The sequence below is a fragment of the Burkholderia sp. Z1 genome (genome assembly GCF_014893795.1).
GTDB classification, from domain to species: domain Bacteria; phylum Pseudomonadota; class Gammaproteobacteria; order Burkholderiales; family Burkholderiaceae; genus Burkholderia; species Burkholderia theae.
This window is the reverse complement of record NZ_JACFYL010000001.1, coordinates 111,672-123,816: the sequence shown is the minus strand read 5'-3', so window position 1 is coordinate 123,816 and position 12,145 is coordinate 111,672. Positions and strand designations below refer to the sequence as shown.

The following is a 12,145-nucleotide window of genomic DNA, read 5'->3' as shown; positions in this document are numbered from 1 at the left end:
GCGCCGCGTGGACGGCTTGCATCCGCGTCCGCATCGCGGCAGCGAACTTAAAGTAAAACTTCAGATTCGGCGCTAAGTTTTGGATTCGCATTAGGAATCGCCGTATACCCTGCCCAGCCTGTGGATAACTTTGTTGAGAACTCGTCGCTCAATGGCCGCAACGCGCGCGGGGCCGTGCTTTCCGCCGTTTTTCGCCGCTTGTTGCGGCGCCCCGCGGAGCCTTATTCCATAAGGCTGCTATTCAAATTACCAGACCATAGCGAGACAAATTGACCGATACGGGGCTCTACCGCGCTGCAACGTGGAAAATGTGTATAAGTCAAGTCTTGACAAGCAACGAATCGGCAACCGGTGCGGGGTTGCGCCCTGTTTAGTTTCAATAACGAAACATCGTCACCCTGCAGTGCAGCATGACGGCGCTTGCGTTCAGCCGGCGGCTCCGCTACGGATCGCGCGGCTGTGGTTGTGCACCTCGTCGACGAGTTCGGCGACGTGGTCGGGCGATGTGAATTGCGAGATGCCGTGCCCGAGGTTGAACACGTGGCCCGGATGGTTGCCGTAGCTGTCGAGCACCGCGCGCGCCTGTTCGCGCACCGCGGCCGGCGGCGCAAACAGGATCGTCGGGTCGAGGTTGCCCTGCAGCGCGACGCGCCCCGCGACGCGCTCGCGCGCGGCGCCGAGGTTGACCGTCCAGTCGAGCCCGACCGCGTCGACACCGATCGCCGCGATTTCCTCGAGCCACAGCCCGCCGCCCTTCGTGAACGTGATCACCGGCACACGCTCGCCGTCGTGCTCGCGCTTGAGCTGCGCGACCACGCGGCGGATGTAGTCGAGCGAAAAGCGCTGGTACGCGCCGTCCGCCAGCGCGCCGCCCCACGTGTCGAAGATCATCACGGCCTGCGCGCCCGCTTCGATCTGCGCGTTCAGGTACGCGGCCACCGCCTGCGCGTTCACGTCGAGGATCCGGTGCATCAGGTCGGGGCGCGAATACGCCATCGACTTCACCGTGCGGAAATCGTCCGACCCGCCGCCTTCGACCATGTAGCACGCGAGCGTCCACGGGCTGCCCGAGAAGCCGATCAGCGGCACGCGCTGGCGGCCCTGGCCATCGGTGAGCGCGCGGCGGATCTCGCGCACCGCGCCGGTCACGTAGCCGAGCGTCTCGTCGATGTCCGGCACCGCGAGTTTCGCGACGTCGGCCTCGGTACGCACCGGGTGCGCGAACTTCGGCCCTTCGCCGACCTGGAAGTCGAGGCCGAGCCCCATCGCGTCCGGAATCGTCAGGATGTCCGAGAACAGGATCGCGGCGTCGAGCGGAAAGCGCTCGAGCGGCTGCAGCGTCACTTCGGTCGCGTAGTCGGGATTCTTCGCGAGACCGAGGAAGCTGCCGGCGCGCGCGCGCGTCGCGTTGTATTCGGGCAGGTAGCGGCCGGCCTGGCGCATCAGCCAGATCGGCGTGTAGTCGGTCGGCTCGCGCAGAAGCGCACGCAGGAAGGTGTCGTTGAGCAGGGTATGGGCCACGGTAGGAGCGACGATGCGAGAGCAAACCGGCATTTTACCGGACTGCCGCCGCCGGGCTGCGCATCCGACGCGATGGCGGCCATATGACGCGCGCGATGGCTCCGTTATGATCGGACGCTCATATCGAACGACACGAAGGAGGAGACCGATGAAGACATTCGCCACGCTCGCCGCGGCCGCGTTGCTTTGCTGCGCCGCCGCGCACGCGCAGACCGGTGCGGGCGCCGCCGCGGCCACACCCGGCGCCGGCTCGCGGCTCGACGACGTGCTCGCGCGCGGCGCGCTGCGCGTCTGCACGACGGGCGACTACAAGCCGTATTCGTACTACCGCGCGGACGGCCGCTTCGAGGGCATCGACATCGACATGGCCGAATCGCTCGCGAAGTCGCTCGGCGTGAAGACCGACTACGTGAAGACGAGCTGGTCGAACCTGACCGGCGATTTCGTCGCGAAGTGCGACATCGCGGTAGGCGGCATCTCGACGACGCTCGAGCGCCAGAAGCGCGTGTTCTTCACGCAGCCGTACGTGGTCGACGGCAAGACGCCGATCGCACGCTGCGCGGACGCCGACAAATACCAGACCGTCGCGCAGATCGACCGGCCCGAAACGCGCGCGATCGTGAACCCGGGCGGCACCAACGAGCGTTTCGCGAAGCAGTATTTCCCGCACGCGAACCTGACCGTCTATCCGGACAACGTGACGATCTTCAAGCAGATCCTCGCGGGCAAGGCCGACGTGATGGTGACGGATGCGTCCGAGACGCTGCTGCAGCAAAAGCTGAATCCGGGCCTGTGCTCGGTGCATCCGGACAAGCCGTTCCAGTTCGGCGAGAAGGCATACATGGTGCCGCGCGGCGATGTCGCGTTCCAGCAGTACGTCGACCAGTGGCTGCATCTCGCGCTGTCGACCGGCGAATACCAGGCGATTTCGGACAAGTGGCTGAAGTAAGCGAGCCGGCGCGCGGCGGCCGATAACGGGCACCGACCCCGTGGCCGCCGCCCGTAAAAGTGGCTGCGCGGCGGTGGCCGGCCGACCGCCGTTACACTTCGACGCCGCACGCCGGCGGCGAGAAACCCGCCCGAAACCGCCGAATTGGCTGAACGGCCGACTTCCGCGCATTCCAATCACGTTTCAAAATCTTTCCGACGAATGAATCGTCATGCGCGGTATCTGCCGCGCGGCGCACTTTCTCGCGTGCAAATCGGCAGTTCATCGAGCCTGATACGCATGAAAAACGCATCGTGCGCATGCGATGAAAACGCTGAGGAAAATATGGGTAAAAATGACCTTTTTCAGAATCACGAAAACAGCAAAAAATCCCGGGAAGCCTTATCTGGCGGGCGTTACAACCTGAAACACTTTGTTACCGCGACGGGTCATTAATTCGCCCACAATGGCCTCAACGGTTTCAACACGGATGCGGTCTCGTGTGCCAAGTGTGAGCGGACGCGAAGCGCTGCGAGCCAGTCGGTCACGTACCGAAGCCCTTCCCAGGGGCATCCCTGTTGGAGTCGTTTCCGGCCCCCCGCCGGACTCGGTTTCATCTTTGGTCTCCTCGCGCTAACCCCGTAGCGTGTGGTTTTTAGCGGGCTAATAAGCCCGCTTTTTTTCGTCCATCGAAAACGCAACGGCCTTCAGGTCGTCGCGCTTTTTTTTTGGCCGCCGAGCCGCCAGGCCGATTTACGCGGTCTTCTGCACGTCGAGCTTCAGTTCCTCGATCATCCGGTCGCGCATCACGAACTTCTGCACCTTGCCCGTCACCGTCATCGGGAGCTCGTCGACGAAGCGGATATAGCGCGGAATCTTGTAGTGCGCGATCTGCCCGTTGCAGAACGCACGCACGTCGTCCTCGGTCATCTGCTCGTCCGCGCGCAGCACGATCCACGCGCACAGCTCCTCGCCGTATTTCGCATCGGGCACGCCGAACACCTGCGCGCTCTGGATCTTCGGATGCCGAAACAGGAATTCCTCGATCTCGCGCGGATAGACGTTCTCGCCGCCGCGAATCACCATGTCCTTCAGCCGGCCGACGATGTTGCAGTAGCCGTCCGCGTCGAGCGTCGCGAGATCGCCCGTATGCATCCAGCCGTCGACCAGCACCTCGCGTGTCTTCGTGTCGTCGTCCCAGTAGCCGAGCATCACCGAATACCCCTTCGTGCACAGCTCGCCCGTCGCGCCGACCGGCACGATCTCGCCGCTCGGATCGACGATCTTCACTTCCAGATGCGGCTGGATGCGCCCGACCGTCGTCGTGCGCTTCTCGAGCGGATCGTCGGTCGAGCTCTGGAACGACACGGGGCTCGTCTCCGTCATCCCGTACGCGATCGTGATCTCCGACAGGTGCATCTGCGACACGACGCGCTTCATCGTCTCGATCGGGCACGGTGAGCCGGCCATGATCCCGGTGCGCAGCGTCGACAGCTCGAAGGTCGCGAACTGCGGATGATCGAGCTCCGCGATGAACATCGTCGGCACGCCGTGCAGCGCGGTGCAGCGCTCGTCGGCCACCGCCGCGAGCGTCGCGACCGGGTCGAACGCTTCGCCGGGGAACACCATCGCCGCGCCCTTCGACACGCAAGCGAGCACGGCCAGCACCATCCCGAAGCAGTGGTACAGCGGCACCGGAATGCACAGCGTGTCCTGCTCGGTGAAACGCATCGCCGTCGCGATCGAGCGCCCGTTGTTGACGACGTTGCGATGCGTGAGCGTCGCGCCCTTCGGGCTGCCCGTCGTGCCGCTCGTGAACTGGATGTTGATTGCGTCGGTGGACGTGAGCGTCGCGCCGATCGCATCGAGCAGCGCGGAATCGACGGCCTGGCGGCCGCGCGCCATCAGGTCCGCGAAACGGAACATGCCGGCCGGCGCGACGTCGCCCATCGACACGACCGTGCGCAGGCTCGGCACACGTGCCGCATGCAGGTCGCCCGGCGTCGCGGTCGCAAGCTCGGGCGCGATGGTCTGCAGCATCTCGACGTACGCGGAAGTCTTGAAGCGCTCGGCCGCGATCACGGCCTTGCAGCCGACCTTGTTCAGCGCGTATTCGAGCTCCGACAGCCGGTAGGCCGGATTGATGTTGACGAGCACCGCGCCGATCCGGGCGGTCGCGAACTGCGTCAGCAGCCATTCGCTGCGGTTCGGCGACCAGATACCGACGCAATCGCCCTTCACGATACCGAGCGCGGCCAGGCCGGCCGCCAGCACGTCGACCTCGTTCGCGAACTCGCGCCAGGTCCAGCGCACCTGCTGCTCGCGGAACACGACGGCCAAACGGTCGGGGAAGCGGCCGGCCGTGTCGAGCAGGAAGCGGCCGATGGTCGCTTCGGATAGCGGCACGTCGGTCGCGCCGCGCACGTACGACAAACCGTTTTCGGGCGCGATCAGCGCCGCTACGCCAAGGTCTGCTGCCATGAATGTCTCCGTCCTTTTTGTCCGATCGGCCCGCGCGCACTTCCGGCGCCCGCCTCCGCCGCCGCGATCGCGACGGACAGCCTCACCGCGGATGATGACCCGCTCTGCTGACAACACTCTGACATCAAATCGCGGCGGACGGATGAAATAGCACGACCGGACGAAACGACCTGGCGCGCAAACGGCAGACGAAAAAAAAGCAGCCCGAAGGCTGCCTTTCTTTCGCGGGATACGCGGCGCGGCTCAGTGCCGGCTGCGAATCTTCGCCAGACGCTGGATCGCCTCGAGCTGCGCCATCGCGGTCGCGAGCTCGGATTGCGCTTTCGCGAGGTCGAGATCCGACTTCGCGTTCTGCAGCGTTTCCTCGGCACGCTTGCGCGCTTCCTCGGCTTTCGCCGCGTCGAGGTCCTTGCCGCGGATCGCGGTATCGGCGAGCACCGTCACGGCACCCGGCTGCACTTCGAGAATGCCGCCCGCGACGAACACGAATTCGTCGTTGCCGCCCTCGACTTCGATGCGCACCGCACCCGGACGAATCCGCGTGATCAGCGGCGTGTGGCCCGGCAGAATGCCCAGTTCACCCGCTTCGCCCGGCAGCGCGACGAATTTCGCCTGGCCCGAGAAGATCTGCTCTTCCGCGCTGACGACGTCTACTTTGATGGTTGCCATATCGACTCCTGTCGGCGGGAGTGAGTGCTTTGGCACTTACCCCCGCCCCATGCCGCGGTTGGCAAGAGTTAGCGCCTCAGCACTGACTCTTGCCCTGCGGCGGTCGGCGGGAGTGAGCGCTTCAGCGCTTACTCCGATCACATGACCCTTACTGGATCTTCTTGGCCTTTTCGAAGGCTTCGTCGATCGTGCCGACCATGTAGAACGCCTGCTCCGGCAGGTGATCGCACTCGCCGTCGACGATCATCTTGAAGCCACGGATCGTTTCCTTCAGCGGCACGTACTTGCCCGGCGAGCCCGTGAACACTTCAGCAACGTGGAACGGCTGCGACAGGAAACGCTGGATCTTACGTGCACGCGCGACCGACAGCTTGTCTTCCGGCGACAGTTCGTCCATGCCCAGAATCGCGATGATGTCGCGCAGTTCCTTGTAGCGCTGCAGCGTCTGCTGAACGCGACGCGTGATCGTGTAGTGCTCTTCACCGATCACGTTCGGGTCGATCTGGCGCGACGTCGAGTCGAGCGGGTCGACCGCCGGGTAGATACCCAGCGAAGCGATGTCACGCGACAGAACGACGGTTGCGTCCAAGTGGCCGAAGGTCGTCGCCGGCGACGGGTCGGTCAAGTCATCCGCAGGGACGTACACGGCCTGGACCGACGTAATCGAGCCCTTCTTGGTCGACGTGATGCGCTCTTGCAGCTTGCCCATTTCTTCAGCCAGCGTCGGCTGATAGCCCACTGCCGACGGCATACGGCCGAGCAGTGCCGACACTTCGGTACCGGCCAGCGTGAAACGGTAGATGTTGTCGACGAAGAACAGCACGTCGAGGCCTTCGTCACGGAAGTGCTCGGCCATCGTCAGGCCGGTCAGCGCAACGCGCAGACGGTTGCCCGGCGGCTCGTTCATCTGGCCGTACACCAGCGCGACCTTGTCGAGAACGTTCGAGTCCTTCATTTCGTGGTAGAAGTCGTTCCCTTCACGGGTACGCTCGCCCACGCCCGCGAACACGGAGTAACCGCCGTGTTCCTTCGCGATGTTGTTGATGAGCTCCATCATGTTGACGGTCTTGCCCACGCCAGCACCACCGAACAGACCGACCTTGCCGCCCTTGGCGAACGGGCAGATCAGGTCGATGACCTTGATACCCGTTTCGAGCAGTTCGGTCGACGGCGACAGTTCGTCGAACGCCGGCGCCTTCTGGTGGATCGAGCGGGTGTGTTCGCTCTCGATCGGGCCAGCTTCGTCGATCGGACGGCCGAGCACGTCCATGATCCGGCCGAGGGTCGGCTTGCCGACCGGCACCGAGATCGGCTTCCGCGTGTTCTTCACCACCAGACCGCGGCGCAGGCCGTCGGATGCACCCAGACAGATGGTCCGGACCACGCCGTCGCCCAGCTGCTGCTGGACTTCGAGCGTCAGTTCCGAGCCATCGAGAATAAGCGCGTCGTAGATCTTCGGCATGCTGTCGCGCGGGAATTCCACGTCGATAACGGCGCCGATGCACTGTACGATCTTGCCTTCTACCAAAGCAGCAGTACTCATCGCTTTTCCTTTAAATACCTGATTCTTTACTCGCGCAAAGGCGCAGTTGTCGTCCCGGGCGCGCGCTTAAACAGCGGCTGCGCCGCCGACGATCTCCGACAGTTCTTTCGTAATCGCGGCCTGACGGCTCTTGTTGTACACGAGCTGCAGTTCGCTGATCACCGTCTTCGCGTTGTCGGACGCGGCCTTCATCGCGACCATGCGCGCCGATTGCTCGGACGCCATGTTCTCCGCGACGGCCTGGTACACCAGCGCCTCGACGTAACGCACGAGCAGTTCGTCAACGACTGCCTGCGCGTCCGGCTCGTAGATGTAGTCCCACGACGTCGACGGCGTGCCGTCATCCGTTTCGAAGTGTTCCGACGACAGCGGCAGCAGTTGCTCGATCACGGCTTCCTGCTTCATCGTGTTGACGAAGCGCGTGTACGCGATATAGACCGCCGACAGCTTGCCTTCCGAGTACAGATCGAGCTGCGTCTTCACGGCGCCGATCAGCTTGTCCAGATGCGGGGTGTCGCCGAGGTGCACGACCTGCGACATCACCTTCGCGCCGAAGCGGTTCAGGAACCCGAGGCCCTTGCTACCGATCGCGGTAGCTTCGACCTTCTGGCCCTTCTCTTCCAGCTCCTTGAACTTCTGCACCGTCGCACGCAGCACGTTGGTGTTCAGACCACCGCACAGACCCTTGTCCGTCGTGACAAGGATGATGCCGGCCGTGTTCACGCCTTCGTTCGCCACCATGAACGGGTGGCGGTACTCCGGGTTCGCGCGGCTCATGTGCGCGGCGATGGCACGGACCTTGTCCGCGTACGGACGAGCTGCGCGCATGCGTTCCTGCGCGCGGCGCATCTTCGATGCGGCCACCATCTCCATCGCCTTCGTGATCTTGCGCGTGTTTTGCACGCTCTTGATCTTGCCGCGAATTTCCTTCATTCCAGCCATAGCTTGCTCCTTGACCGAAGCGGCGCGGGCGCGTCAAGCACCCGCGCGGCCTCAGTGTGTCACTCGCGGATCAATAGGCACCGGACTTCTTGAAGGATTCGATCGCCGCGCGCAGCGCGCCTTCGTCGTCCTTCGAGAGATCCTTGGTGTCTTCGATGCGCTTGATGAGGTCAGCGTGGCTGGTCTTCAGGTTGTCGCGCAGGCCCTTCTCGAACGCCAGCACTTGCTTGACGTCGAGGTCGTCGAGGTAGCCGTTGTTTGCGGCGTACAGCGACACGGCCAGTTCCCACACCTGCAGCGGCTGGTACTGCGGCTGCTTCAGCAGTTCCGTCACGCGGCGGCCACGCTCGAGCTGCTTGCGGGTCGCTTCGTCGAGGTCCGATGCGAACTGCGCGAATGCGGCGAGTTCACGGTACTGCGCGAGGTCGGTACGGATACCGCCCGACAGCTTCTTCACGACCTTCGTCTGAGCGGCGCCACCGACTCGCGACACCGACACGCCGGCGTTGATTGCCGGGCGGATGCCTGCGTTGAACAGGTCGGTTTCCAGGAAGATCTGGCCGTCGGTAATCGAGATCACGTTCGTCGGAACGAACGCGGTCACGTCGCCAGCCTGCGTTTCGATGACCGGCAGTGCCGTCAGCGAACCGCTCTTGCCCTTCACTTCGCCGTTCGTGAACTTCTCGACGTACTCTTCCGACACGCGAGCCGCACGCTCGAGCAGACGCGAGTGGAGATAGAACACGTCGCCCGGGTATGCTTCACGGCCCGGCGGGCGGCGCAGCAGCAGCGAGATCTGACGGTATGCCCAGGCTTGCTTGGTCAAGTCGTCATAAATGATCAGCGCGTCTTGACCGCGGTCGCGGAAGTATTCGCCCATCGTGCAGCCGGCGTACGGTGCCAGGTACTGCATTGCGGCGGAATCCGATGCCGAAGCGGCGACGACGATCGTGTATTCCATCGCGCCCGTTTCTTCGAGCTTGCGAACCACGTTCATGATCGACGAAGCCTTCTGGCCGATCGCGACGTAGATACAGATCAGGTCCTTGCCCTTCTGGTTGATGATCGCGTCGAGCGCCACCGCGGTCTTGCCGCACTGACGGTCGCCGATGATCAGCTCACGCTGGCCACGGCCGATCGGCACCATCGCGTCGATCGACTTGATGCCCGTCTGCACCGGCTGCGACACCGACTTACGCCAGATCACGCCCGGAGCGATCTTTTCGATCGCGTCGGTCAGCTTTGCATTGACCGGGCCCTTGCCGTCGATCGGGTTGCCGAGCGCATCGACCACGCGGCCGACGAGTTCCGGACCAACCGGGACTTCCAGAATGCGGCCCGTCGTCTTGACGATGTCGCCTTCCGAGATGTGTTCGTATTCGCCGAGAATCACCGCGCCGACCGAGTCGCGCTCGAGGTTCAGCGCGAGGCCGAACGTGTTGCCCGGAAACTCGAGCATTTCGCCCTGCATCACGTCCGACAGGCCGTGGATACGCACGATACCGTCGGTCACGGAGATCACGGTGCCCTGGTTGCGAACGTCTGCGCTCGCTTCAAGGCCCTGGATCCGGCTCTTGATCAGCTCGCTGATCTCAGAGGGATTGAGTTGCATTATTCGCTCCTGATAGTCAATTCTGTTGCGTGCCGGCTGCCTGGGCGCTCAAGCGCTCAAGGCTGTCTGCATGCTGGCGAGCCGCGCGCGGACCGAGGTATCGAGCACTTCGTCGCCGACCGTCACGCGCACGCCGCCGATCAGCGACGCATCGGTCTCGACCGTCGGCTTCAGTTTGCGCTTGAACTTGCGTTCGAGGCTGGCGATGAGGTCGGTGAGCTGTGCGCCTTCGAGCGGAAACGCGCTGACGATCTGCACGTCTGCCGCGCCTTCGCGCGCATTCTTCAGCTCGTCGAACTGCGTGGAGATTTCCGGCAGCAGCGCGATACGGTGATTTTCGACCAGCATCTGCACGAAGTTCTTCGCTTCCGCGCTGGTCGCGAGCGGCGATTTCACCGCGGCGAGCAGCAGCTCGTTGACCTGCGCGCGACTCACTTTCGGACTCGACGCGACAGACAGCACTTCGGGCAGGTGCGCAACCTGAGCCAGCTCTTGCACGAGCGTGGACCAGGCGGCGATATCACCACCCTCGGCCACGCGGAACAGCGCTTCTGCGTAAGGGCGGGCGATGGTTGCAAGTTCGGCCATGATCAGAGCTCGGCTTTCAGTTGATTCAGCAGTTCGGCGTGGGCCGTTTGATCGACTTCGCGCTTCAGGATCTGCTCGGCGCCCTTGACCGCCAGCGTGGCGACTTCGCCGCGCAGCGTTTCACGCGCCTTCACGATTTGCTGATCCGCGTCCGCCTTCGCCTGAGCGATGATGCGGGCGGCTTCGGCATGGGCTTGAGCCTTGATTTCTTCGGCAACGGCCTGCGCGCGCTTTTCAGCGTCGGCAATGCGTTGTTGACCGTCGTTACGGGCCTGCGCGAGTTCCTGGTCGACGCGCTTGTGCGCCGCTGCGAGTTCCGCCTGACCCTTTTCCGCGGCCGAGAGGCCATCGGCAATTTTCTTCGAGCGCTCGTCGAGGGCGTTGATCAACGGCGGCCACACGAACTTCATCGTGAACCACGCGAGGATCAGGAACACGACCATTTGCGCAAACAGGGTTGCGTTAAGATTCACGGTGTTTCCTTATCTGCTATTCCGGAAATTGAAACGAGGAGGAGCGCGTCGAATGTGAATTCGATTGGCGCTCGTCATCCGTTCCACCCTGCGCCGGCGATCGCTGGCGCAAATCTTCCGAGGAACCTTAGCCTGCGAGCTTCGACAGGAGCGGGTTCGCGAATGCAAACAGCATTGCCACGCCGACACCGATCAGGAACGCCGCATCGATCAGACCAGCCAGCAGGAACATCTTCGTTTGCAGCGGGTTGATCAGCTCAGGCTGACGTGCGCATGCTTCGATGTACTTGCCACCCATCAGACCAATACCGATACAGGCGCCGATCGCACCGAGGCCGATGATGATACCGATACCGATAGCGGTCAGACCTTGGATGTTGGCGATGAAAGCTTGCATGATCACTCCTTTGTGAAAAGACTTGGAACTGGAATTAAAAGAAAAACTAAAAACAAACCTGCTTGATTGTCCGGCTGCTTAGTGCGATTCGTGAGCCTGGCCGAGATACACCAGCGTCAGCATCATGAAAATGAACGCTTGCAGCAAAACAATCAGGATGTGGAAGATCGCCCAGATGCTGCCCGCGAGGATGTGGCCGATGAAGCCCAGCACCGATGCGTCCGCACCGAAACCCCACATGCTGCCCAGCAACGCGATCAGCAGGAACAGCAGTTCGCCTGCATACATGTTGCCGAACAGCCGCATGCCGAGCGACACAGTCTTGGCGACATATTCAACGATGTTCAGGCCGAGGTTCGGGATCCACAGCAGCGGATGCGCACCGAACGGAGCCGACACGAGTTCATGCACGAAGCCGCCCGCGCCCTTGATCTTGATGCTGTAGTAGATCATCAGCACGAAGACGCCAAGTGCGATGCCGAGCGTGCCGTTCAGGTCGGCCGTCGGGACGATGCGATGATGCGGGATGACTTCCGACAGACCCAGCAAGCCGATCACGCGGCCCGGCAGGTCGACGGGGAGAAAGTCGAGGGAGTTCATCAGCGCGACCCAGATGAACACGGTCAGCGCGAGCGGAGCAATGAAGGTACGATTGCCGTGAACGACCGCTTTCGACTGGTCTTCCACCATCTCGACGATCATTTCGATCATGCACTGGAAACGACCCGGCACGCCCGGCGTAGCCTTGCGGGCAGCCATGTACAGGATCAGGATCGTAACGAGACCGCAGACGATCGACCAGAACAGCGTGTCGAGATTCCAGACGTGAATATCGAAAATCGACGTCTGATGCGCGGTGGAGAAATTCTGCAAGTGGTGCGCAATGTACTCGGACGGATCCAGAGCACGCGAGCCTTCGCTGGTTGCCATATCGTTAGTGCCACCCAAATTGTCGAAAATCGGTCTATCCGCTTCGCCGCAACAATTTATT

General features: G+C 62.9%; 11 protein-coding genes. 1 reads left to right on the top strand and 10 read right to left on the bottom strand.

The window, feature by feature from the left end:
* Positions 1-426: 426 nt before the first annotated feature.
* Positions 427-1,521 (bottom strand): uroporphyrinogen decarboxylase, encoded by a 1,095-nt coding sequence (gene hemE / locus H3H55_RS00560; protein ID WP_319022246.1) that lies wholly within the window; start codon positions 1,519-1,521, stop codon positions 427-429.
* 148 nt (positions 1,522-1,669) lie between these two features.
* On the opposite strand from hemE, the gene H3H55_RS00555 reads away from it, so the two are divergent.
* Complete coding sequence (locus H3H55_RS00555) at positions 1,670-2,470, top strand: transporter substrate-binding domain-containing protein (protein WP_193097394.1); 801 nt, start codon at positions 1,670-1,672, stop codon at positions 2,468-2,470.
* Positions 2,471-3,202: 732 nt separating this feature from the next.
* On the opposite strand, the gene H3H55_RS00550 is transcribed toward H3H55_RS00555, so the two are convergent.
* From H3H55_RS00550 to atpB, 9 genes are all read right to left on the bottom strand, one after another.
* Positions 3,203-4,930, bottom strand: a complete 1,728-nt coding sequence (locus tag H3H55_RS00550; RefSeq protein WP_193097393.1) for an AMP-binding protein — start codon at positions 4,928-4,930, stop codon at positions 3,203-3,205.
* A 243-nt stretch (positions 4,931-5,173) separates the two neighbouring features.
* Entirely contained in the window at positions 5,174-5,599 is a 426-nt protein-coding gene (locus H3H55_RS00545; RefSeq protein ID WP_048247907.1) for a F0F1 ATP synthase subunit epsilon, read from the bottom strand.
* A gap of 148 nt (positions 5,600-5,747) precedes the next feature.
* The gene (atpD, locus tag H3H55_RS00540; RefSeq protein ID WP_048247909.1) at positions 5,748-7,142 is read right to left on the bottom strand and encodes a F0F1 ATP synthase subunit beta; all 1,395 of its coding nucleotides are present in this window, start codon (positions 7,140-7,142) and stop codon (positions 5,748-5,750) included.
* A gap of 66 nt (positions 7,143-7,208) precedes the next feature.
* Positions 7,209-8,084 (bottom strand): F0F1 ATP synthase subunit gamma, encoded by an 876-nt coding sequence (gene atpG, locus H3H55_RS00535; RefSeq protein WP_193097392.1) that lies wholly within the window; start codon positions 8,082-8,084, stop codon positions 7,209-7,211.
* A gap of 70 nt (positions 8,085-8,154) precedes the next feature.
* Positions 8,155-9,696: a F0F1 ATP synthase subunit alpha gene (gene atpA, locus H3H55_RS00530; protein WP_096506711.1), complete on the bottom strand. Its 1,542-nt coding sequence runs from the start codon at positions 9,694-9,696 to the stop codon at positions 8,155-8,157.
* Positions 9,697-9,744: 48 nt separating this feature from the next.
* Positions 9,745-10,284, bottom strand: a complete 540-nt coding sequence (locus H3H55_RS00525) for a F0F1 ATP synthase subunit delta (RefSeq protein ID WP_048247914.1) — start codon at positions 10,282-10,284, stop codon at positions 9,745-9,747.
* A 2-nt stretch (positions 10,285-10,286) separates the two neighbouring features.
* Positions 10,287-10,757, bottom strand: coding sequence for a F0F1 ATP synthase subunit B (locus H3H55_RS00520; protein WP_048247917.1), 471 nt, complete (start codon positions 10,755-10,757; stop codon positions 10,287-10,289).
* A 127-nt stretch (positions 10,758-10,884) separates the two neighbouring features.
* On the bottom strand, positions 10,885-11,154 hold the full coding sequence (gene atpE / locus H3H55_RS00515) for a F0F1 ATP synthase subunit C (protein ID WP_025990054.1): 270 nt from the start codon (positions 11,152-11,154) through the stop codon (positions 10,885-10,887).
* Between the two features lie 78 nt (positions 11,155-11,232).
* The gene (atpB, locus tag H3H55_RS00510) at positions 11,233-12,084 is read right to left on the bottom strand and encodes a F0F1 ATP synthase subunit A (protein WP_129513370.1); all 852 of its coding nucleotides are present in this window, start codon (positions 12,082-12,084) and stop codon (positions 11,233-11,235) included.
* Positions 12,085-12,145: the final 61 nt, after the last annotated feature.

What these genes read in the sequence shown, in the direction of transcription:
- atpE (WP_025990054.1), bottom strand. Translation starts at nt 11,154, where the DNA reads ATGCAAGCTTTCATCGCCAACATCCAAGGTCTGACCGCTATCGGTATC.
- atpD (WP_048247909.1), bottom strand. Translation starts at nt 7,142, where the DNA reads ATGAGTACTGCTGCTTTGGTAGAAGGCAAGATCGTACAGTGCATCGGC.
- atpA (WP_096506711.1), bottom strand. Translation starts at nt 9,696, where the DNA reads ATGCAACTCAATCCCTCTGAGATCAGCGAGCTGATCAAGAGCCGGATC.
- H3H55_RS00545 (WP_048247907.1), bottom strand. Translation starts at nt 5,599, where the DNA reads ATGGCAACCATCAAAGTAGACGTCGTCAGCGCGGAAGAGCAGATCTTC.
- atpB (WP_129513370.1), bottom strand. Translation starts at nt 12,084, where the DNA reads ATGGCAACCAGCGAAGGCTCGCGTGCTCTGGATCCGTCCGAGTACATT.
- H3H55_RS00525 (WP_048247914.1), bottom strand. Translation starts at nt 10,284, where the DNA reads ATGGCCGAACTTGCAACCATCGCCCGCCCTTACGCAGAAGCGCTGTTC.
- H3H55_RS00550 (WP_193097393.1), bottom strand. Translation starts at nt 4,930, where the DNA reads ATGGCAGCAGACCTTGGCGTAGCGGCGCTGATCGCGCCCGAAAACGGT.
- atpG (WP_193097392.1), bottom strand. Translation starts at nt 8,084, where the DNA reads ATGGCTGGAATGAAGGAAATTCGCGGCAAGATCAAGAGCGTGCAAAAC.
- H3H55_RS00555 (WP_193097394.1), top strand. Translation starts at nt 1,670, where the DNA reads ATGAAGACATTCGCCACGCTCGCCGCGGCCGCGTTGCTTTGCTGCGCC.